Origin of the sequence: Kluyvera sp. CRP, assembly GCF_019930565.1 — a bacterium.
Taxonomy (GTDB): domain Bacteria; phylum Pseudomonadota; class Gammaproteobacteria; order Enterobacterales; family Enterobacteriaceae; genus Kluyvera; species Kluyvera georgiana_A.
In genome coordinates this window covers 3,512,949-3,534,048 of the sequence record NZ_CP082841.1, presented here as the reverse complement: position 1 = coordinate 3,534,048, position 21,100 = coordinate 3,512,949, and the positions used below count along the sequence as shown (strand labels likewise).

Annotated in this window: 23 protein-coding genes; 16 read left to right on the top strand and 7 right to left on the bottom strand. The window is 53.6% G+C overall.

Annotation, left to right across the window (positions count from 1 at the left end):
- Positions 1-30: 30 nt before the first annotated feature.
- Entirely contained in the window at positions 31-1,071 is a 1,041-nt protein-coding gene (locus tag K7B04_RS16765) for an oxidoreductase (RefSeq protein WP_163449418.1), read from the bottom strand.
- 236 nt (positions 1,072-1,307) lie between these two features.
- Between K7B04_RS16765 and blr the strand changes: the two genes are divergently transcribed.
- From blr to gstA, 13 genes are all read left to right on the top strand, one after another.
- A complete protein-coding gene (blr, locus tag K7B04_RS16760; RefSeq protein ID WP_163449419.1) occupies positions 1,308-1,451 on the top strand; it encodes a division septum protein Blr in 144 nt (47 codons plus the stop codon).
- Positions 1,452-1,568: 117 nt separating this feature from the next.
- Entirely contained in the window at positions 1,569-2,939 is a 1,371-nt protein-coding gene (locus tag K7B04_RS16755; protein WP_223802543.1) for a GH1 family beta-glucosidase, read from the top strand.
- Between the two features lie 283 nt (positions 2,940-3,222).
- Complete coding sequence (ydgT, locus tag K7B04_RS16750; RefSeq protein ID WP_163449421.1) at positions 3,223-3,438, top strand: transcription modulator YdgT; 216 nt, start codon at positions 3,223-3,225, stop codon at positions 3,436-3,438.
- Between the two features lie 84 nt (positions 3,439-3,522).
- Positions 3,523-3,963: a DUF2569 domain-containing protein gene (locus K7B04_RS16745; RefSeq protein ID WP_223802542.1), complete on the top strand. Its 441-nt coding sequence runs from the start codon at positions 3,523-3,525 to the stop codon at positions 3,961-3,963.
- A 77-nt stretch (positions 3,964-4,040) separates the two neighbouring features.
- Positions 4,041-4,622, top strand: coding sequence for an electron transport complex subunit RsxA (gene rsxA / locus K7B04_RS16740; RefSeq protein ID WP_064545680.1), 582 nt, complete (start codon positions 4,041-4,043; stop codon positions 4,620-4,622).
- Positions 4,622-5,197, top strand: a complete 576-nt coding sequence (gene rsxB / locus K7B04_RS16735; protein ID WP_163449423.1) for an electron transport complex subunit RsxB — start codon at positions 4,622-4,624, stop codon at positions 5,195-5,197. The genes rsxA and rsxB overlap by 1 nt, the downstream gene beginning before the upstream one ends.
- Positions 5,190-7,319: an electron transport complex subunit RsxC gene (gene rsxC, locus K7B04_RS16730; protein ID WP_223802541.1), complete on the top strand. Its 2,130-nt coding sequence runs from the start codon at positions 5,190-5,192 to the stop codon at positions 7,317-7,319. The genes rsxB and rsxC overlap by 8 nt, the downstream gene beginning before the upstream one ends.
- A complete protein-coding gene (rsxD, locus tag K7B04_RS16725; RefSeq protein WP_163449425.1) occupies positions 7,320-8,372 on the top strand; it encodes an electron transport complex subunit RsxD in 1,053 nt (350 codons plus the stop codon).
- 8 nt (positions 8,373-8,380) lie between these two features.
- A complete protein-coding gene (gene rsxG / locus K7B04_RS16720; RefSeq protein ID WP_223802540.1) occupies positions 8,381-9,001 on the top strand; it encodes an electron transport complex subunit RsxG in 621 nt (206 codons plus the stop codon).
- Positions 9,002-9,004: 3 nt separating this feature from the next.
- Complete coding sequence (locus K7B04_RS16715; protein WP_167575946.1) at positions 9,005-9,700, top strand: electron transport complex subunit E; 696 nt, start codon at positions 9,005-9,007, stop codon at positions 9,698-9,700.
- Positions 9,700-10,335 (top strand): endonuclease III, encoded by a 636-nt coding sequence (gene nth, locus K7B04_RS16710; protein ID WP_064545690.1) that lies wholly within the window; start codon positions 9,700-9,702, stop codon positions 10,333-10,335. Before K7B04_RS16715 ends, nth begins: the two co-directional genes overlap by 1 nt.
- A 594-nt stretch (positions 10,336-10,929) precedes the next feature.
- On the top strand, positions 10,930-12,435 hold the full coding sequence (gene dtpA, locus K7B04_RS16705; RefSeq protein WP_064545692.1) for a dipeptide/tripeptide permease DtpA: 1,506 nt from the start codon (positions 10,930-10,932) through the stop codon (positions 12,433-12,435).
- A gap of 147 nt (positions 12,436-12,582) precedes the next feature.
- The gene (gstA, locus tag K7B04_RS16700; RefSeq protein ID WP_223802539.1) at positions 12,583-13,188 is read left to right on the top strand and encodes a glutathione transferase GstA; all 606 of its coding nucleotides are present in this window, start codon (positions 12,583-12,585) and stop codon (positions 13,186-13,188) included.
- Between the two features lie 94 nt (positions 13,189-13,282).
- Here the strand turns inward: gstA and pdxY are convergent, their stop codons facing one another.
- The 5 genes from pdxY to anmK form a co-directional block, all read right to left on the bottom strand.
- Positions 13,283-14,143 carry a pyridoxal kinase PdxY gene (gene pdxY / locus K7B04_RS16695; protein ID WP_223802538.1) on the bottom strand — a complete coding sequence of 287 codons (861 nt, stop codon included), beginning with the start codon at positions 14,141-14,143 and terminating at the stop codon, positions 13,283-13,285.
- A gap of 65 nt (positions 14,144-14,208) precedes the next feature.
- The gene (gene tyrS / locus K7B04_RS16690; protein ID WP_223802537.1) at positions 14,209-15,483 is read right to left on the bottom strand and encodes a tyrosine--tRNA ligase; all 1,275 of its coding nucleotides are present in this window, start codon (positions 15,481-15,483) and stop codon (positions 14,209-14,211) included.
- Positions 15,484-15,608: 125 nt separating this feature from the next.
- Positions 15,609-16,265 carry a pyridoxamine 5'-phosphate oxidase gene (gene pdxH / locus K7B04_RS16685; protein WP_163449433.1) on the bottom strand — a complete coding sequence of 219 codons (657 nt, stop codon included), beginning with the start codon at positions 16,263-16,265 and terminating at the stop codon, positions 15,609-15,611.
- Positions 16,266-16,322: 57 nt separating this feature from the next.
- Positions 16,323-16,646, bottom strand: coding sequence for a C-type lysozyme inhibitor (mliC, locus tag K7B04_RS16680; RefSeq protein ID WP_064545700.1), 324 nt, complete (start codon positions 16,644-16,646; stop codon positions 16,323-16,325).
- 94 nt (positions 16,647-16,740) lie between these two features.
- Positions 16,741-17,865 (bottom strand): anhydro-N-acetylmuramic acid kinase, encoded by a 1,125-nt coding sequence (gene anmK / locus K7B04_RS16675; RefSeq protein WP_223802536.1) that lies wholly within the window; start codon positions 17,863-17,865, stop codon positions 16,741-16,743.
- A gap of 274 nt (positions 17,866-18,139) precedes the next feature.
- Between anmK and slyB the strand changes: the two genes are divergently transcribed.
- On the top strand, positions 18,140-18,607 hold the full coding sequence (gene slyB / locus K7B04_RS16670; RefSeq protein ID WP_064545703.1) for an outer membrane lipoprotein SlyB: 468 nt from the start codon (positions 18,140-18,142) through the stop codon (positions 18,605-18,607).
- A 216-nt stretch (positions 18,608-18,823) separates the two neighbouring features.
- Positions 18,824-20,182: a GGDEF domain-containing protein gene (locus tag K7B04_RS16665; protein ID WP_223802535.1), complete on the top strand. Its 1,359-nt coding sequence runs from the start codon at positions 18,824-18,826 to the stop codon at positions 20,180-20,182.
- A gap of 36 nt (positions 20,183-20,218) precedes the next feature.
- On the opposite strand, the gene slyA is transcribed toward K7B04_RS16665, so the two are convergent.
- A complete protein-coding gene (slyA, locus tag K7B04_RS16660; protein WP_163447466.1) occupies positions 20,219-20,659 on the bottom strand; it encodes a transcriptional regulator SlyA in 441 nt (146 codons plus the stop codon).
- A gap of 195 nt (positions 20,660-20,854) precedes the next feature.
- Here slyA and K7B04_RS16655 point away from each other — a divergent pair, with 195 nt between their 5' ends.
- Positions 20,855-21,091: a DUF1656 domain-containing protein gene (locus K7B04_RS16655; RefSeq protein ID WP_223802534.1), complete on the top strand. Its 237-nt coding sequence runs from the start codon at positions 20,855-20,857 to the stop codon at positions 21,089-21,091.
- Positions 21,092-21,100: the final 9 nt, after the last annotated feature.

Here is a 21,100-nt window from a genome sequence, read left to right as displayed (position 1 = left end):
AGCTTTCGCTACCGGGATTTTCCTGCCTCTTTATACCAGCGTCAGCGCAGCACGATGCTTCGCGGATTCAATGCCCAGCTCAATCAACTCCATGATCTGAATGGCCTGACCTGCGGGCACCGGGTTCTCACCGATGCCGTTCAGGGCATCGCGAATGGCGGCGTAATATGCGGGGTAATTACCCGGCAACGTCAGCCAGCTTTCTTCGACTCGCTCTTCACCTTCAACCGTGGTCAGAATGCCGTCGCGCATGTCATAGCCCCAATCGGCTTGCGGCAAGCGCTCACCGTTTTTCAGGCGATCTTCCTGCGGGTCAAGGCCAAATTTCACGTAGCTGGCCTGTGTGCCATGGACGATATAGCGTGCCGTTTCTGCCGCGGCCAGCAGCGTTGAGTGGAGCACGACGCGACGCTGCGGATAGGTTAGCACCGCATGGAAGTAATCCGTCGCCTGCGCCCCCGGACGCAGCTGGCCGAGATCGACATACAGGCTTTGCGGTAAGCCAAACAGATTGACCGCCTGATCGAGTAAATGCGGCCCTAAATCATACCAGATGCCGCTACCCAGCCCAGCCTGTTCACGCCAGCGGGCACGAACCTGCGGACGATAACGGTCAAAGTGTGATTCGAAATGGGTGATATCGCCTAATTTACCTTCATTAATCAGCGCCTTAACCGTCAGAAAATCGCTGTCCCAGCGACGGTTGTGGAAAACAGACAGCAGTTTGCCCTGCTGTTTTGCCAGCGTGTCCAGCTCGCGCGCCTGTGACAGTGTCACGGTAAAGGGTTTGTCGACTACCACGTTCTTCCCTGCTTCCAGCGCGGCTTTAGCTAGCGGGTAATGGGTATCGTTCGGCGTAGGAATGACAATCAGATCAATACCGGGGTCGTTAAACAGCGCCTGGGGGTCAGATACCACGCTAACCGCAGGCCAGTCGGTATGCACCTTAGCGGCGTCACTGCTGGAGACAATCGCCAGTTCCATACCTGGCGTGCCGCTAATCAGCGGCGCATGAAATGTCTTACTGGCGTAACCATAGCCCACCAGCCCTACGCGGATTGGGTCACTCATATTGCAGCCTCACTTCTGAAGTAACGGGATTCAACCAATTTTGTAATCGATTTCTTATTTGACCTCATCTTATGATGCCGTACAACAGTTTAATAACATTATGGCGCGGCAAATGGCTATCTGTTGAAATAATAAGCACTCGTGGAATCGATTCCGCTGAAAACTTGCGTTGTGGCGCGGGCGCGCTAAGATCTTGCTCTGGCGTTATTTTATCAATGGATTGTTAGATAAATTTCATGAATTCCGTATTGTCTCGTATTGTTGAACTGATTGGTTGGGTTATTCTGGGTTTTTCCGTTCTTCTGCTGTTTGTCGCGCATCACATTGACGACTACAAGTCGCCCGAACCCACGGCCACCGCATCACTGCAAAAAAAGTAATTTCGACACGTTAAAAAAGTGATTCGGATCGCATCTGTGCAACCGGTTTCTGAAACCGGTTGCACATCATGAGCCCTCACTTTACACTCCCCTTATCACACAGATAAGGAGTGTTACATGTCTGCTTTTCCCCAAAATTTTCTCTGGGGTGCCGCTACTGCAGCGTACCAGGTTGAAGGTGCATATAACGAAGACGGCAAAGGCCCGTCCATCTGGGATATTTTCTCTCATCAACCCGGGACCACCTACCAGGGCACCAACGGCGATGTCGCCGTCGATCACTACCATCGCTTCAAAGAAGACGTTGAACTGATGGCCGAAATGGGTCTGCAAAGCTACCGTTTTTCCATCTCCTGGCCCCGCCTGTTGCCGGAAGGCCGCGGCGAAATCAATGAAGCCGGAGTCAAGTTCTACAGCGATTTAATTGACGCCCTGCTGGCACATAACATTGAGCCAATGATTACCCTCTATCACTGGGACCTGCCACAGGCGCTGCAGGATGAAGGTGGCTGGGAAGCGCGTTCCACGGCGGAGGCGTTTGAAGAGTATGCCCGCCTGTGTTATTCACGCTTTGGCTCGCGGGTGAAGAAATGGGCCACCTTTAACGAAACCATCGTGTTTATTGGCCACGGCTATATCACCGGCAGCCATCCGCCGTCAGTGCGTAACCCGGCTCGCGCCATTCAGGCCTGTCACCACGTCTTTGTCGCCCACGCCATGGCCGTGAAAGCCTTCCGCGGTATGGAAATAAAAGGTGAAATTGGCTTTGTGAACGTGCTTCAGCCGCACTCGCCGCTGACCAATAGTGCGGAAGATATCGCGGCAACCGAGCTGGCGGATGCCATTCATACCCACTGGCTCTACGATCCGGTGTTGAAGGGCCGCTATCCGGATGAGCTGCTGGCGCAGACGCAGGCGTTATGGGGCGTGCCGCGCTTTGCGCCGGGTGATGACGAACTGCTACGTAACAACCGCTGCGACTTTATTGGTCTCAACTACTATCGTCGTGAGACCGTTTCCGCCCAGCCGCCTAAAGAAAAAGTCAGCGGCGAACAGGGTGTCGAGGGGCTGTTCTATTTCGTACGCAACCCGGAAAGCGTCTATACCGAATGGGGTTGGGAAATCTGGCCGCAGGGGCTGACCGATGGCATCATGATGATCAAAGAACGCTACGGCGATATTCCCGTCTATATCACTGAAAACGGCCTGGGCGCAGTTGACCCGATTATCGATGGAGAAGTGGTTGATGATCCGCGGATCGACTTCCTGAGCGTACACATTGATGCGCTGGAAAAAGCGATTGCGCTTGGTGCGGACGTCCGCGGGTATTATCCGTGGTCGTTTATCGATTTACTGAGCTGGCTCAACGGCTATAAAAAGCAATATGGCTTTGTTTACGTCGACCATAAGCAGAACCTGGCGCGCAAGCGTAAAAAAAGTTTCTTCTGGTACAAAGACGTCATTGCCAGTCGCGGCGAGAACCGCTAACTCTTCCCTTTCAGGGCGTCAGACGACGCCCTGACTGCATAAAATCGCCCTAATTTTGGGGCGAAATCAATAAGCACATTTTCTGTCATTGTAATTCATTCTTAATAGCCAAATAATTCGCGATATCCCATCGAGGTTGAGCTATAGACGCTGAACTCTCTATTAAAACGGATGTCGATAAACACATTGGCTATAAATGCCGCATTAACTGTCTCGTTTTCTCCCCATTGCCTGGTAGAAAACGGTGTACGGTGAGCTTTAACATTATAATGGATGCCCTCAAATGACCGTTCTGGATTATTTATTAAAGTTCCGCAAAGTTAGTTCGCTGGACAATCTTGAAAAACTCTACGACCACCTGAACTATTCGCTGAGCAACACTGAAGAACTTATCAATATGTATCGCGCCGCCGACCATCGCCGTGCTGAGCTGGTTTCTGGCGGTCGTTTGTACGATCTTGGACAGGTTCCCAAGAACGTTTGGCGTTTTGTGCAATAATAGTTTTTTCCTCAGCGCCAGTTGCTTATACTCCTCGACCTGTATTTTTCCTCTCATGGCTGGCGCTGATTTTCAGGAGACACAATGTCAGATAATTCTGCAGAACGTATTGGCGGATGGCTGCTTGGCCCATTAGCCTGGCTGCTCGTGCAGCTTTTAAGCATCACCATCACGCTGGTGAAATTTGGTTACGTCCTGCTCAATCCGCACACTCTGGCGCTGGTTAAAGAAATGGGCGGCAGCAATACGCTATTTCTCGGACTGTCATTCCTGTCATTTATTGCCATGTGGTATTACACGCTGTGGCTGACAATTGCTTTCTTCAAACGCCGACACAACGCGCCAAAACACTACATCATCTGGCTGATGATTGGCGTACTGCTGGCAGTCAAAGCTTTTGCGTTTTCGCCTATCTCCGATGATCTGGCCGTGCGTCAACTTCTGCTTCCCCTGCTGGCAGCCGCGCTGATTGTGCCTTATCTCAAGCGTTCTCAACGGGTTAAACGCACCTTTACCCGCGCGTAATAACCCCACAGTTAACCTGTTGTCGCTTGAGGCACTTTGTCAGATAATAGGTGGCTTTTTTTGTTACAGGTCGAATGATGACTGACTATTTATTGCTCTTTATCGGTACAGTTCTGGTAAATAACTTCGTCCTGGTGAAGTTCCTTGGGCTGTGCCCGTTTATGGGCGTTTCCAAAAAACTGGAAACCGCTATGGGAATGGGGCTGGCGACAACCTTCGTGATGACCCTGGCATCTATTTGCGCCTGGCTTATCGACACCTGGATCCTCATCCCGCTGGATTTAGTCTACCTGCGCACGCTGGCCTTTATTCTGGTCATTGCTGTGGTCGTCCAGTTCACCGAAATGGTGGTGCGTAAAACCAGCCCGGCGCTGTATCGTCTGCTGGGTATTTTCCTGCCGCTTATCACCACCAACTGCGCCGTGCTCGGCGTGGCATTGCTGAATATCAACCTCGGCCACAATTTTCTGCAATCGGCGCTGTACGGTTTCTCCGCCGCCGTGGGCTTTTCGCTGGTTATGGTGCTCTTCGCCTCCATCCGGGAACGCCTGGTGGTCTCCGACGTTCCCGCCCCTTTCCGCGGCAACGCCATTGCGTTGATTACCGCAGGTTTAATGTCGTTGGCCTTTATGGGCTTTAGTGGGTTGGTGAAGTTGTAATGATGACCTTCTGGATTGCTGTCGCTGCAATCAGCGTGTTAGGGCTGATTTTTGGCGTCATTCTCGGTTACGCCTCGCGCCGTTTTGCTGTTGAGGACGACCCGGTAGTCGAAAAAATTGATGAACTGCTGCCGCAAAGCCAGTGTGGCCAATGCGGCTACCCTGGCTGTCGCCCTTACGCCGAAGCGGTCAGTAACGGCGAAAAAATTAACTGCTGCGCACCTGGCGGTGAAGCCGTCATGCTGAAAATCGCCGAGTTACTGAACGTCGACCCGCAGCCCATTGGCGGCGACGAAGCGGTGTCGGAGCCTGTGCGTATGCTGGCGGTTATCGATGAAAATAACTGTATCGGCTGCACCAAATGCATACAGGCCTGCCCGGTGGATGCCATCATTGGAGCCACGCGTGCCATGCACACGGTGGTGAGCGATCTGTGTACCGGCTGTAATTTGTGTGTTGCCCCGTGCCCTACTCAGTGTATTGAGTTACGCCCGGTAGAAACGACCACTGAAAGCTGGAAATGGGATCTGCAAACGATCCCGGTACGAATTATTCCTGTGGAACACCATGCTTAAGCTATTCTCCGCCTTCAGAAAAGACAAAATCTGGGATTTCGACGGGGGTATTCACCCGCCAGAGATGAAAACGCAGTCTAGCGGGACGCCACTGCGCCAGATACCGCTTGCCCAGCGTTTTGTTATTCCTCTGAAGCAGCACATCGGCGCCGAAGGCGAACTGTGCGTTCAGCCGGGCGATCGCGTTCTGCGCGGCCAGCCGCTAACCCGTGGTTGGGGGCGTATGCTGCCCGTTCATGCGCCGACGTCAGGTACGGTTGTCGCCATTGAACCTCATGCGACAGCGCACCCTTCTGCGCTGCCGGAAATGAGCGTGATCATTGATGCCGACGGTGAAGACCGGTGGATAACTCGCGACGGCTGGCATGATTACAAAAATCACAGCCGTGAAGCGCTGATTGAACGTATTCATCAGTTCGGCGTGGCCGGTTTAGGCGGCGCGGGCTTCCCGACGGGCAGCAAACTGCGCGGCGGTGGCGATAAAATTGAGACGTTAATCATCAACGCCGCCGAATGTGAGCCGTACATTACCGCCGACGATCGCCTGATGCAGGACTGCGCGGCGCAGATTGTCGAAGGCATCCAGATTCTGGCACACATTCTGCAGCCACAGCAGGTGCTGATTGGCATCGAAGATAACAAGCCGCAGGCCATCTCAATGATGCGCGCCGTGCTTGCAGGCTGCCACGGCATCAGTTTACGTGTCATCCCAACCAAATACCCCTCCGGCGGCGCGAAACAGCTGACGCAAATTTTAACCGGTAAACAGGTGCCGCACGGCGGGCGTTCTTCCGACATTGGCGTCCTGATGCAAAACGTCGGTACGGCCTACGCGGTGAAACGTGCGGTGATTGACGGCGAGCCCCTCACTGAACGTGTGGTGACGCTGACCGGCGAATCAGTTTCGCTGCCGGGCAACGTCTGGGCGCGCCTCGGCACGCCGGTCAAACATCTGCTGAGCCACGCGGGATTCTGCCCGACCAGTGACCAAATGGTGATTATGGGCGGCCCGCTAATGGGCTTTACTCTGCCCTGGCTCGACGTTCCGGTGGTGAAAATCACCAACTGTCTGCTGGCCCCGTCGGCGGCGGAAATGGGCGAACCCGAAGAGGAAAAAGGTTGCATCCGCTGTAGTGCCTGCGCTGACGCCTGCCCGGCAGACCTGCTGCCGCAGCAACTTTATTGGTTCAGCAAAGGTCAGCAGCACGACAAGGCCACTGCCCATAATCTGTCTGACTGCATTGAGTGCGGCGCCTGCGCATGGGTGTGTCCAAGCAGTATTCCGCTGGTGCAGTATTTCCGTCAGGAAAAGGCGGAAATCAACGCCATCCGCCAAGAAGAACAGCGCGCCGCTGAAGCCAAAGCCCGTTTCGAAGCGCGTCAACAGCGCCTTGAACGTGAGAAAATCGCTCGCGAGGAACGTCATAAAAAAGCGGCCGTTCAGCCTACCGCTAAAGACCAGGACGCTATTCATGCCGCCCTGGCGCGGGTGCGTGAAAAACAGCAGCAGGCAACGCAGCCAATTGTGATTCAATCCGGCGCACTTCCGGATAACAGCGCCGTCGCTGCCGCGCGTGAAGCCCGTAAAGCGCAGGCTCGCGCCGCTCAGGCGGAAAAACGTCAAAGCGCGAATGATGTCATCGATCCACGCAAAGCTGCCGTAGAGGCAGCTATTGCACGTGCAAAAGCCCGTAAAGCGGAAACGCAGCCAGAAGCCGATGTGAAAGAGGCAAGCAGCGACCCACGTAAAGCGGCGGTTGAGGCAGCCATTGCCCGCGCCAAAGCACGCAAAGCGGCGCAATCGGCAGAAACTGCGCCCGTCGTCAACGAGAGCGAAACCGTTGACCCGCGTAAGGCCGCAGTTGAGGCAGCCATCGCCCGTGCCAAAGCCCGTAAAGCGGCGCAATCGGCAGAAACTGCGCCCGTCGTCAGCGAGAGCGAGACCGTTGACCCGCGTAAAGCCGCGGTTGAGGCTGCCATCGCCCGTGCCAAAGCGCGCAAAGCGGCGCAAAACGCGGTTAGCGAACCCGCCGCCAACGACGACCCACGCAAAGCCGCCGTTGCTGCTGCTATTGCCCGTGTTCAAGCCAGGAAAGCCGCTCAGGCCGTTAACGAGGATTAAATGGTTTTCAAGATCGCAAGTTCCCCATACACCCACAACCATCGCCAGACATCGCGCATTATGATGCTGGTGATCGTCGCCGCCCTGCCCGGCATTCTGGTGCAGAGCTGGTTTTTTGGCTGGGGAACCTTTATTCAGCTCATCCTGGCGATAGTAACCGCCCTGCTTGCAGAAGCGCTGGTCTTGCGTCTGCGCAAGCAAAATATTCCCCGCACCCTGGCCGATAACTCAGCGCTGCTGACCGGCTTGTTACTGGCCATCAGTATTCCGCCTTTCGCGCCGTGGTGGATGGTCGTTCTGGGCACGGTCTTTGCCGTTATTATCGCCAAACAACTGTATGGCGGACTCGGACAGAACCCATTCAACCCGGCGATGATTGGCTACGTGGTACTGCTGATCTCTTTCCCGGTTCAAATGACCTCCTGGCTGCCGCCGCACGGCGTTGCCGCCGCCACCCCGGGTTTTATGGACGCGGTGCAGATGATCTTTACCGGCCACACCGTCGCGGGTCAGGATATGAATGCCCTGAAGTTAGGTATTGATGGCATCAGCCAGGCAACACCGTTGGATACCTTTAAAACCTCCCGCCACGCCGGTCAGCCGGTAGAAAATATTCTGAACTCAGCGATTTACCATGGCGCGCTGGCCGGTGTGGGCTGGCAGTGGGTGAACATCGCCTACCTTGTGGGTGGCCTGTTCCTGTTATGGCAAAAAGCGATTCGCTGGCATATCCCGGTGAGCTTCCTGTTAAGTCTGATGGTCTGTGCGACGCTTGGCTGGCTGCTCCATCCGGACGACCTCGCCTCACCGCAGATGCATCTGCTGTCCGGCGCGACCATGTTGGGTGCTTTCTTTATTCTGACCGACCCGGTCACCGCCTCGACGACCAACCGCGGACGTCTGATTTTTGGCGCGCTGGCGGGCCTGCTGGTGTGGCTGATTCGCAGCTTCGGCGGTTACCCGGACGGCGTGGCTTTTGCCGTGCTGCTGGCTAACATCACGGTACCGCTGATTGACTATTACACGCGCCCGCGCGTTTACGGACACCGCTGAGGATAACGATGTTAAAAACCATGCGTAAACACGGTGTCACGCTGGCGCTGTTCGCCGCAGGCTCTACCGGGCTAACCGCGGCGATCAACCAGTTAACCAAGCACACCATCGACGAACAGGCAGAAAAGCAGCAAAACGCGCTTTTCCAGCAGGTCATTCCCGCTGACAGCTATAATAATTCGCTGCTCAAGAGCTGCTTTGTCGTTGACGCCCCCGAGCTGGGGAAAGGCGCGCACAAAATCTATATCGCCCGCAAGGACGATAAACCGGTGGCCGCAGTAATAGAAGTCACCGCGCCAGACGGCTATTCCGGCGCCATTCAACTGCTGGTCGGCGCCGACTTCAACGGTACTGTACTGGGCACACGCGTCACCGAGCATCATGAAACGCCGGGGCTGGGAGATAAAATCGAACTCCGCCTTTCCGACTGGATTACTTTCTTCAGCGGCAAGAAGATCGCCGGTCCTGACGACAGTCAATGGGCGGTGAAAAAAGACGGCGGGCAATTCGACCAGTTTACCGGTGCGACAATTACCCCGCGTGCGGTGGTCAACGCGGTGAAACGCGCCGGGCTGTATGCCAAAACGCTGCCGAATCAACTGTCGCAACTTCAATCCTGTGGAGAGTAAATCATGAGCGAAGTTAAAGAGGTTATTGTCCAGGGTCTCTGGAAAAATAACTCCGCGCTGGTTCAGCTGCTGGGCATGTGCCCACTCCTGGCGGTGACCTCTACCGCCACCAACGCGCTGGGTTTGGGCCTGGCAACCACGCTGGTGCTGACACTGACCAACCTAGCCATCTCCAGCCTGCGTCGCTGGACACCCGCGGAAATTCGCATTCCTATCTACGTGATGATTATCGCGTCGGTGGTGAGTGCCGTACAGATGCTGATCAACGCCTACGCCTTTGGCCTGTATCAGTCTCTCGGTATCTTTATCCCGCTGATCGTCACCAACTGTATCGTGGTGGGCCGCGCGGAAGCCTTTGCGGCCAAAAAAGGCCCGGCGCTGTCGGCGCTGGATGGTTTTGCTATTGGCATGGGAGCCACCTGCACGATGTTTGTGCTGGGGTCAATTCGCGAGCTGCTGGGTAATGGGACGCTCTTCGACGGCGCCGACGGCCTGCTGGGCAGTTGGGCGAAAGTATTGCGTATTGAAGTCTTTCATACCGATACCCCTTTCCTGCTGGCAATGCTGCCGCCGGGCGCCTTCATTGGTCTCGGTATGCTGCTGGCGATCAAATACCTGATTGACGAACGGACGAAACAACGTCGTGCACAGGCTGCTAGCGCAGAAAATGCAGGCGTTGATAGCGCAGAGAAAGCCTGATGAATAAAGCGAAACGGCTGGAAATTTTAAGTCGTCTGCGGGACAACAATCCGCACCCGACCACGGAATTGAATTTCACATCCCCTTTTGAACTGCTGATCGCGGTGCTGCTCTCGGCACAAGCTACGGACGTGAGCGTCAATAAAGCGACGGCAAAGCTTTACCCTGTTGCCAACACCCCACAGGCGATGCTGGACCTCGGCGTAGACGGTGTGAAGGAATACATTAAAACGATCGGCCTGTTTAACAGTAAAGCTGAAAACGTGATTAAGACCTGCCGTATGTTGCTTGAACTGCACGGCGGGGAGGTTCCGGAAGATCGTGCAGCGCTGGAGGCTCTGCCGGGAGTCGGCCGTAAAACGGCCAACGTGGTGCTCAACACCGCCTTCGGCTGGCCGACCATCGCCGTCGACACGCATATTTTCCGCGTCTGCAACCGCACCAACTTTGCCCCCGGTAAAAACGTTGAGCAGGTTGAAGATAAGCTGTTAAAAGTGGTTCCTGCCGAGTTTAAGGTCGACTGCCACCACTGGCTGATTCTTCATGGCCGCTACACCTGCATCGCGCGCAAACCGCGCTGTGGCTCTTGTCTCATCGAAGATCTCTGTGAATATAAAGAGAAAACCGAGCTGTAGTTCATATCTGGCTGCGTGGCAAGTCAACGCCACGCATGCTCAACCTCACTCAAGCAGCGTTTACTCCCATATAATTATTCAGTATTTGGCACTTTTAGCGCTTATATACCGCTTTGGCAGGTTAAATACGTCATCACTAGCGAAAATTTCTATACAAACGCTGACGAGAACATCCGAGCAACATAATGTTGCATTTATGTTTCTTTACGTAGCAAACGCCGCCATCATCACAATGCCCCATTTACAGAGCACAAGATGATCATCCAGCAATTTTTCAGAATCCAGCCTATATCACTACTTTTAAGCGCTATCAGCAGAAGATATGGTTATTTTACGCGTTTTGCCCTACTTTATCAGAAGAATAAACCATCAATTTTTAAACAGTGAAATTTAACGCTAAATAACATTTGCAAAGACGGTTGATTGTACCAGATTTTTTATTTGTAACAGAGTATTGCAAAAGCCTTGTCTGAAGGCGCAGGATAGTGAACATTACTTGCCGTTTCCCTCCAGAATAACTATAAGGCGGGTGCCAAAAAGAGCATCTCCGCCCAGTACACCCCCCATGAAATGGGATGTAAATAAGAGGTATATGTGTCTACTGCAAACAAAAAACCAACGGAAAGCGTTAGCTTAAACGCCTTCAAACAACCTAAAGCGTTCTATCTCATTTTCTCTATCGAGTTGTGGGAGCGTTTTGGTTTCTACGGCCTTCAGGGCATCATGGCCGTTTACCTGGTGAAACAGCTGGGTATGTCCGAAGCGGACTCCATTACTCTGTTCTCTTCCTTCAGTGCTCTGGTCTACGGTCTGGTTGCTATCGGCGGCTGGCTGGGCGATAAAGTGCTGGGGACAAAACGCGTTATCATGCTGGGCGCCGTCGTTCTCGCCATCGGCTATGCTTTAGTCGCATGGTCAGGCCACGACGCGGGTATCGTTTATATGGGTATGGCGGCAATTGCCGTGGGTAACGGCCTGTTCAAAGCCAACCCGTCTTCCCTGCTCTCTACCTGCTATGCCAAAGACGACCCGCGTCTGGACGGTGCATTCACCATGTACTACATGTCCGTCAATATCGGTTCGTTCTTCTCTATGCTGGCAACGCCTTGGCTGGCAGCCAAGTACGGCTGGAGCACCGCGTTCGCGCTGAGCGTCGTCGGTATGCTGATCACCGTTGTGAACTTCGCCTTCTGCCAGCGTTGGGTTAAACAGTACGGTTCCAAACCTGACTTCGAGCCGACTAACTACCGCAATCTGCTGCTGACCATCGTTGGTGTCGTTATCCTGATCGCTATCGCGACCTGGCTGCTGCACAACCAGGGCATCGCACGTATGGTTCTGGGCGTTATCGCACTGGGCATCATCATTATCTTCGGTAAAGAAACCTTCTCCATGACCGGTGCGCCGCGTCGTAAGATGATTGTGGCCTTTATCCTGATGCTCGAAGCGATCATCTTCTTCGTGCTGTACAGCCAGATGCCGACCTCACTGAACTTCTTCGCGATTCGTAACGTTGAACACTCTATTCTGGGTATCGCGTTCGAACCGGAACAGTATCAGGCGCTGAACCCGTTCTGGATCATCATTGGTAGCCCGATTCTGGCCGCTATCTACAACAAAATGGGCGACACCCTGCCGATGCCGACCAAATTCGCGATTGGTATGGTGCTGTGCTCCGGTGCGTTCCTGATTCTGCCGCTGGGCGCGAAGTTCGCTACCGACGCAGGTATCGTTTCCGTTAACTGGCTGATCATCAGCTACGGCCTGCAGAGCATCGGCGAACTGATGATCTCTGGTCTGGGTCTGGCAATGGTTGCACAGCTGGTTCCGCAGCGTCTGATGGGCTTCATCATGGGTAGCTGGTTCCTGACGACCGCTGGCGCAAACATCATCGGCGGCTATGTCGCTGGCATGATGGCGGTGCCGGAAAACGTAACCGACCCGGTGATGTCTCTGGAAGTGTATGGCCGCGTGTTCCTGCAGATTGGCGTTGTCACTGCCGTTATCGCCGTGCTGATGCTGCTGACGGCACCGAAACTGAACCGTATGACTCAGGACGACTCAAAGCCTGCTGCTGACGGTAAAGTCGCTTCCGCATAATGTCATCGGGAAACGAATAATTTTGGGCCGCTAACGTATGTTAGCGGCTTTTTTTTTATCTGCGCAGGCACTAACATACTTTCATATCCATTGGCCGCCCTTCTGCCAACGGACAACAAAAATAATCATAGTCTGAAGGAGTTACCCATGAAATTGTTCTACAAACCCGGCGCCTGTTCCCTCGCATCGCACATCACGCTGCGGGAAAGCGGAAAGGATTTCACGCTGATCGGCGTCGATCTGATGCACAAACGTATGGAAAACGGTGACGATTTCCTGAAGGTCAACCCGAAAGGCCAGGTTCCCGCCCTGCTATTGGACGACAATACCCTGCTGACTGAAGGCGTGGCGATCATGCAGTATCTCGCCGATAGCGTCGCGGACCGTCAACTGCTGGCGCCGATCGGCAGCATTAACCGCTACAAGACGCTGGAGTGGCTGAACTTCATCGCCACCGAGCTGCACAAAGGCTTTACTCCACTGTTCCGCCCGGATACGCCGGAAGACTACAAACCGACGGTTCGTGCGCTGCTGGACAAAAAGCTGGCCTATATTGATGAGTCGCTGGCTGGCGCACAGTGGATCAGCGGTTCTCGCTTTACCATTGCCGATGCTTACCTGTTTACCGTGCTGCGCTGGGCCTTTGCCGTGAAGATGGATATGGCGGGGTATCAGAATATTGCGGACTATATGGCTCGCGTTGCGGCGCGTCCGGCTGTTGCCGCGGCGCTGGCGGCGGAAGGGTTGAAATAATCCGTTTTTACTTCGTTCGGGCTACATCGCACGTGCAGATTACGCGAACGTAGCCCGACAAAACGCTGCATTCATTGCAGCGCTCGGTGCTAAGTTACAGTTGCGTGGCACTAAAGCAGTGCTCGGGCTTCGCGATCAGGTCCTGTGCAGCAACAACCTGCAGTTCATACTCACCCATCGTTTTGGTCGTCAGCATAATTTCATAAACTGCCGCCGTCACATGCTCAAGCGCATCGCGCAGCGTTGTCCCCTGCAGGAGCTTAACCAGCAACAGGCCGCTGGTGACATCGCCAACGCCAACCGGGTGGCGAGAACCAAAATCAATCAGCGGACGACTGATGTGCCATGCGGCATCGGCGGTGACCAGCAGCATCTCAAAACGATCGACGCTGTAGCCTGCGCGCGCCAGATGTTTCACCAGGACAATTTCCGGCCCCTGGGCGATCAGTTCGCGAGCCGCACTGACGGCTTCACTCACGCTGTTAACTTCGTGCCCTGAAAGAATCTCCAGCTCAACCAGGTTCGGCGCGATAATATCGCTCGCCGGCAGCGCATAGCGTTTGTGGAACTCCGCCACGCCCGGCGCCACAATGCAGCCTTTTTCCGGATGGCCCATCACCGGGTCACAGAAATATTTCGCCTGCGGGTTCGCCGCTTTAACCTGACGCACAATGCCGAGGATATGCTCGCCCTGCTCCGCAGAGCCAAGATAGCCGCTCAGCACCGCATCACAGCGCTTAAGCTGATCGATAGCCGCAATGCCCTGCACAATCTCCGTCAGATGCGCAGGCGGCATCACACAGCCCGTCCATTGACCATATTGGGTGTGATTGGAAAACTGCACGGTATTCAGCGGCCAGACGTTGGCGCCGAGGCGACGCATAGGAAATTCCGCGGCGCTGTTGCCGGCATGCCCGAAAACAACGTGGGATTGAATGGCGAGGATGTTGTTCATTGGTTCTACTCAGACGACATAAAAAGAAGGGGGCGTAGTTTCCCACGCCCCCCTGTTTCTGAAAATTACTTCCAGCAGATCAAACAGTAATTCTTCTTACCGCGACGTAACAAGGTGTAACGCCCGAACAGAATATCGCTGTCTTTGAAGAAATATTCCGGGTCAGCCTGTTTCTCACCATTGATGGTGACCGCATTGGAGGCAATGGTCTTACGCGCCTGCCCACGAGACGGCTGAAGCTCAGAGTCTACCAGCGCCTGCATCAGGTCGGCGCCTTTTTCCATCTCAACCATCGGTACGCCGTCCTGCGCCAGCTGCTCGAAGTCAGCTTCGCTCAACGCGCTCAGAGAGCCGCTGAACAGGCTCTCGGTGATGCGTTTTGCCGCCACCAGGCCTTCTTCGCCGTGAACCAGACGGGTGACCTGCTCGGCCAGTACATACTGGGCATGTGGGGCTTTGCCGCTGTTTTTGTCTTCTTCTTCCAGCGCATTGATCTCTTCAATGTCCATGAAGGTGAAGAACTTCAGGAAGCGGTAAACGTCAGCATCCGCGGTGTTGATCCAGAACTGATAGAATTTGTACGGGCTGGTTTTCTTCGGATCCAGCCAGACTGCGCCGCCTTCGGTTTTACCGAATTTGGTGCCATCCGCTTTGGTGATCAGCGGAACGGTAAGGCCAAATACCTGGTTCTGATGCAGACGACGGGTCAGGTCGATACCGGAGGTGATGTTGCCCCACTGGTCGGAACCGCCAATCTGCAGCGCGACGCCGTGCAGTTTGTTCAGGCAGGCAAAGTCATAGCCCTGCAGCAGGTTGTAGGAGAACTCGGTAAAGGAAATACCCTGGTCGTCACGATTCAAACGCTGCTTCACCGCTTCTTTGTTAATCATCTGGTTAACAGAGAAGTGCTTGCCGATATCACGCAGGAAGGTCAGCACGTTCATGCCGCCAAACCAATCATAGTTGTTGGCGGCAATCGCGGAGTTCTCGCCGCAGTCGAAATCGAGGAACGGTGCAACCTGTTTGCGGATTTTATCCACCCACTCCTGCACGGTGTCTTCGGTATTCAGCTTACGCTCGGCGGCTTTAAAGCTCGGGTCGCCAATCAGACCGGTAGCGCCGCCCACCAGCGCAACAGGCTTATGGCCCGCCTGCTGGAAGCGTTTCAGGCATAACAATGGAACAAGATGCCCCAAATGCAAGCTGTCAGCGGTAGGATCGAAGCCGCAATAGAGCGCGATCGGGCCTTGCGCCAGTCGCTCTGCTAACGCTACCTCGTCCGTTACCTGGGCAACTAGCCCCCGCTCTTGCAGTTGTTTAATCAAGTTACTGCTTGCCATCAAATTCTCCATGTATATACGACTGCACCTTTGCCGGTACACGACTTTTCGCCAGACGCGAAAGCTCTATAGAATAAAGCGCTGAGGGCGTCAGCGCTAGCGCTTAAAACAACAAATTTGGGGGATTACGGCGCCAGGCGGTCGATTTTCCACGCGCCATCTTCACGTTGGTATAAAAAACGGTCGTGAAGACGATGTTCACCGCCCTGCCAGAATTCCATCTGCTCAATAGAGACGCGGAAACCGCCCCAGAAACTCGGCAACGGCACTTCGCCCTGCTGGAATTTCTGCTTCAGCTCAAGGAATTTGCTTTCGAGGATCCCGCGCGCAGAAATGCGGCTGGATTGCTTGGAAACCCATGCGCCAATCTGACTGTCGCGCGGGCGGCTGTGGAAATACTTCACGACTTCAAGGGTAGACAGACGCTCCGCCTTGCCGATCACCATTACCTGACGCTCCAGCATGTGCCACGGGAACAGCAGGCTGATACGCGGATTCTTCTCCAGTTGGTGCGCTTTGCGGCTCCCCAGGTTGGTGTAAAACACCAGCCCTTTTTCGTCATAGTGCTTCAGCAGAACGATTCGCTGATACGGCTGACCATTTTCATCAACCGTCGCCACCACCATGGCCGTCGGATCGGCTAACTTTGCCTCGCAGGCCTGAGAGAGCCAGCGCTCAAAAAGCGGCAGAGGTTCTGCAGGAAGGTCGTGGCGACGCAAGCCGCCACGGGTGTACTCTCGGCGCAGATGCGCGATTTGCTGTAGTTCGTCGTTGTCAGACATGGCGTTTGGACTAGTCATCATTGGGTGACGTTATTGTGCGCCGCTCGCCTGAAAATCTCAACGCTTGGGATTTTGTAACTGACAGTTATTCAGTACGATACGGTCACGTTTGTAGACGGTTGCCTCGTTACCTTTCGACCAAAAGACATAGATACCGTCGGTATAGCGTGCGCCTGAAGCCGAGACGCCCTGCGCCAGATTGAGCTGCTGGTTGTCATAAATGAAGCTCACCTGCTGACGTGGGTTATTGAGATGCACCGTCAACGGTTTCTCATCACACTGGTATTCCAGCGTGTCAGTTTGCATCCGCTCCATAAATTGGTTGTAGGCGCTACAGCCGGAGAGCATCAAAGGGAGGGCAACAATAAGCAATTTTTTCATATTTTCTGAGCCTTTAGACATTCCTGGTCAAGGAGTGATTGTCCCACTCCCGTTTGCCTTTAGTCTATCGGCCCAGTGTAAAAGAAGATGTCAGTTAACTCTTATTCTTCTGCGGGTTGGCGGGAAAAATCGCCCCAAGAACTGTCGCTTGCGATGCGCCGGTGACCGACGGAAGGTTGCCAGGCAAGCCAGCAACCGTACGCCACGCCAGCCAGGCAAAAGCCAATGCTTCCATATCGTCACCGCTAATACCGTATTCATCGGTCGTCGCGACCTCAGTCCCAGCCAACAAACCCGCCAGACGAGCCATCACCAGCGGGTTACGGCTCCCCCCGCCACAGACCAGAAGGCGCTCACAGCCGCCGCTGAGCAGAACCTGCTCGCTGATAGTCACCGCCGTAAGTTCTGTCAGGGTAGCCTGTACGTCCTGAGCACGCAGCCCAGGATAGCGAGCCAGGAATTGCGCCAGCCATCCGTAGTTGAAGTACTCGCGCCCGGTACTTTTTGGCGCCGGGGCGGCGAAATAAGGATCGTTCAGCATGTCCTGTAACAAAGGTAAAATCACTTTGCCTTCGTTGGCCCACTCAGCATCCTTATCATAGGGTTTGCCAAGGTTGCGCCAGATCCAGGCATCGATCAGCATATTCCCCGGCCCGGTGTCAAAACCGCGCACCGGCTGGCCGGGAATTAAAAGGGAAAGATTGGCGATCCCGCCAATATTGAGAATCATACGGCGTTCACTGACATGCGCCAGCAGAGCCTGGTGGAATGCCGGTACCAGCGGCGCACCCTGCCCGCCCAGCGCCATATCGCGACGACGAAAATCGCCAACCACGCTAACACCGGTGCGTGCAGCGATGATGTTATTATCACCAATCTGCATAGTATGCGGCGCATCGCCAGTCGGCTCGTGCCACACGGTTTGACCGTGGCAACCAATCGCCACAATGTCCTGCGCTGCCAGTTTCTCTTGTGACATGAGCGCCAGAACGGCATCCGCAAAGAGATTCCCCAGCCGATTGTCCAGTTGTCCAAGCTGCGAGAGCGTCAGCGGCTGCCCCTGGCAAATGGCCAACACCGCCTCTTTCACCGCGATGGGAATGGGCCAGGAAAGACTAGCCAGCTGCGTCACGCTATTTTCATCAATGACCGCCAGCACCACATCCACGCCATCAAGGCTGGTTCCTGACATCACGCCAATATATCGCCCGGATTTCATACGCCGTCCTTAGTCAGCTATGCAAAGTTAACACTCCAGCATAAAGTGCCACGTAATGCTATTAACCAATAAAAAATTTTAACAATATGGGGCTCTTTTTTCGCAAGAATCTCAGGAGGGACGCTGTTTCCCTTGCGTTTACCGTTGGTTAAGCCAGGATGGTTTATTATGGTTAATAATGAATGCGGAATATATGACCGCCCCGATCAAATACCATATAATTGTTTAGTACGGATGCTCATGAGAGCAATTCTTAGTGAACTGGAGATTCATAATGATGTTACGTGTATTGGCTGTTTCAATGATTGGTTTATCCCTGGCCGGATGTGTCAACAACAGCGGTTTGTCAGGTGATGTTTACTCTGCATCCGAAGCGAAACAGGTCCAGAACGTGACCTACGGTACCATCGTACACGTTCGTCCGGTACAAATTCAGGGTGGCGATGACAGCAACGTGATTGGCGCTATCGGCGGTGCGGTACTGGGCGGCTTCCTGGGTAACACCGTTGGCGGCGGCACCGGTCGTTCTCTGGCAACCGCAGCGGGTGCTGTCGCAGGCGGCGTAGCCGGTCAGAGCGTTCAGGGTGCGATGAATAAAACCCAGGGCGTTGAACTGGAAATTCGTAAAGATGACGGCAACACCATCATGGTGGTGCAGAAACAGGGCGATACTCGCTTCTCTGCTGGTCAGCGCGTCGTGATGGCGAGCAATGGCCGACAGGTTACTGTGTCTCCGCGTTAATGTTCTCCGGGTACGCGCTTGCAACAAGCGCGTACCCATATCCCTGCCTTTACCCTTCCTTCATTAATATTCATACGACAAATATATAATAGTTATTCACCCTATCTATTATTTGCGCGCGGACAATATTTCTTTACGTGAAATCAATTAAACTTGAGTCTTATAGGGCCAGGATGCCTCATTGCTTGCAGTGCTTAGCGTACACAGGACTCATATATGCTTTTAAAATTCCCCCTGCAGCGTTTTTTGATTTATATCACGATTTGCTTGATTGGTATTCTATTACTCAATCACTTTTCTAATGTTTTTATTCGCCATGTCCCGGCGATTGCACCTATTTTGTTTCCTACGCTTACGATGTTTCTGATGGTTTTCCATACCATGATTGCGGTATTCATGGTCATGAAATACCTCTGCGATCGACGTCGGCTCTACCTGATGGCCATCGCCTGCGCCTTCGCGAGCTCAGCGGTGCTGATGCTCGGTACACTAAACAGCTATCCTACGTGGTTCCTGTGCGGTGCATCAGATAATATTAACTATAATGACGCCCTGATATTTTATTTCTTCCGCAATATCATAATGGCGGTTTTGTTTATTACCTCCGTGGTGCTGTACGCGATAAAATCGCGCGATATGCATAGCATGCGGAATCATATTTTTATCTTAGGCGGATTGTTCGGGTTCGCCATTGTCATGCTGGTATTATCGTGGCTCTATTCCAGCCATGATTCTTTATTGAGCGTTAAGCTCGTTGATAATAACACTTTCCAGTACAGCGAAATTTGGAACAACATTGTCAACTGGGCATTAGTTGTAATATGGTTAATCACACTATTTACGCTTATCTTTACGACACAGCTGAACAACATTTTCTGGTATAGCGGCGCATTTTTCTGCGCTTGTTATATCTTCACCCTGCTGGTCCTGATGTCCGGGCAGGATACTGCCAGCTACAGCTGGTATCAGGCACGGTTGTTCGAAACCATTTCCACCCTGTTCCTGATCTTTGTGCTGTTCTGCGACGTGTTTACCCTTTATCGTCAGTCCAATACAAAGTATCTCAACTCATACCAGAACTCGATCCGCGACCCTTTGACGCGGCTGTTTAATCGCAGCTACTTTTATGACTCATTTACCGCCCTGCAGCCGACGATCGCCAACGGCCATCCGGTGTCGGTTATCGTCAGCGACCTCGACCACTTCAAGCGCATAAATGATAAGTACGGCCATCTGCAGGGAGATAAAGTTATTCAGTTTGTCGCCAGGGTACTGCAGGACTCTGTGCGCCAGAACGACGTAGCGGCGCGTATTGGTGGCGAAGAGTTCGCGCTACTGTTGATCAATACCTCACCTGAGGTGGCGCGCACGATTGCAGAACGTATCCGCCTGGCCATCAGTCAGCATGATGCAGGCAGCAGCAATGCCCAACTGCCGGAGTCAATCACCATCAGTATGGGGGTGTTTACCGCCACGGATCTGTCCGTTTCGGTAGAAGAGTGCGTGCGGCGTGCCGATGAGGCCATGTACCGCGCGAAAGCGGCGGGACGAAACCGGGTCGTCGTCTGGGAGTAAGTGAAAAAAACCCGCGAACTTCGCGGGTTTTTCATATCAATCTCGGGATTGCAGCTCGATGATATTCTGCTCAAGCTTACGAATAAGCATGATAAGCATCTCAAGCTCCTCAGCGGAGATGCCAGCCAGAATATCGCCGCGCGTGTGGCTGATAACCGCTTCCATTTCCTCGATCAGAGGCTCAGCTTTCTCCGTTAACTTAATGCGTTTAGCACGACGGTCGTTGGCACAAGTCTGACGGGATATCAGCCCCTTCTCTTCCAGCTGATCCAGCGTTCGGACGAGAGACGGCTGCTCAATGCCAATCGCTTTAGCCAGTTGGATTTGCGACTGCTCGGGTGGAAGCTGATGAATATTATGCAGCGTGACCCAGTGCGTCTGCGTGAGTTCCAGAGGTTTGAGGCGATGGTCAATCAGAGCACGCCAAATGCGCACCAACCGTGCCAGATCAGAACCTAGTGGCGATTCCAATTTCATCTCCTTATAATTAGCTTGCTAAGTTATTATACTGATTTTAGAATAGTGTGCAGTAATTAAATTAGCAAAACAAATGTATTGCCACGTGCACGCAAACCAGATCTATGCTTTACACTGTTTCAAATCATGTGATTTTATGTCAAAACACGACACACTATCGAGCTATAACTCTTCAATTGCAAAGGATTTCTGCTTGTGAAGCTGACTCTCCACATACCGGGACTGCCTCTACAAGACCTCGTCGTCGGTGCTTCAATTTATTTTCCACCTGTATTTAAGGCTGTCCTTCTCGGCTTCCTTTTCTGGCTGATTCTGCACCGTTTGTTACGCGACTGGATGTACGCTGGCGATATCTGGCATCCGCTATTAATGGATCTCTCTTTCTTTGCGCTCTCGGTCTGCCTTGCGCTGCTACTGTTGGTCATGTGGTGATTTAATCCA